Annotated in this window: 1 protein-coding gene; it reads left to right on the forward strand. The window is 64.8% G+C overall.

Features of this window, described 5'->3' with window-relative positions; genetic code table 11:
* Positions 1-30: 30 nt before the first annotated feature.
* Positions 31-576, forward strand: coding sequence for a cytochrome c maturation protein CcmE (ccmE, locus tag AC1DM5_RS36520; RefSeq protein WP_477976948.1), 546 nt, complete (start codon positions 31-33; stop codon positions 574-576).
* The last annotated feature ends 112 nt before the right edge of the window (positions 577-688 follow it).

Genomic DNA, 688 nt, shown 5'->3' on the forward strand with positions numbered 1-688 from the left:
ACTCGGCATCGCGACGGAGGGGTTGACGCAATGACGCGCAAGCAGAAACGCCTGGCGGTGATTGCCGGCGGCATGAGCTTCATCCTTGTCGCCGTGCTGCTCGTGATGTTCGCCTTCAGCCAGTCGGTCGCCTATTTCTATATGCCGGGTGACCTCGCCAAGACGCCGGTGGCGCCCGGCACCCGCATCCGCCTCGGCGGCCTCGTCGGGAGCGGCAGCGTCATGCGCGGCGAGGGGTCTGTCGTGCGCTTTGCCGTGACCGATCCGAGCGGAGAGATCGTCAATGTCCGTTACCAGGGCATCCTGCCGGACCTGTTTCGCGAGGGGCAGGGGGTGGTGACCGAAGGCGCCTTCGAGACGGGCAGCACTGTCTTCACCGCCGATACCGTGCTTGCCAAGCATGACGAGACCTATATGCCGAAGGAAGTGGCCGACAGGCTGAAGGCCCAGGGCCTCTGGGAAGAGGGCAAGGGCCCGACATCGCAAGGTCAGGTGCCGCAAGGTGCTGAAGCCAAGAGCGAGGCCAAGGCCAAGGCTCAGGAAGTCCAGGCGCAAGAGACAAAGGCGACACCATGATCATCGAGATCGGCCATTACGCGCTGGTTCTGGCGCTCGCAACCGCGATCGTCCTGTCGGTCGTGCCGGTGATCGGTGCGCGGCGCGGCGATCAGGCGATGATGGATGTCGC

This window comes from Rhizobium sp. 01T437 (assembly GCF_056398505.1).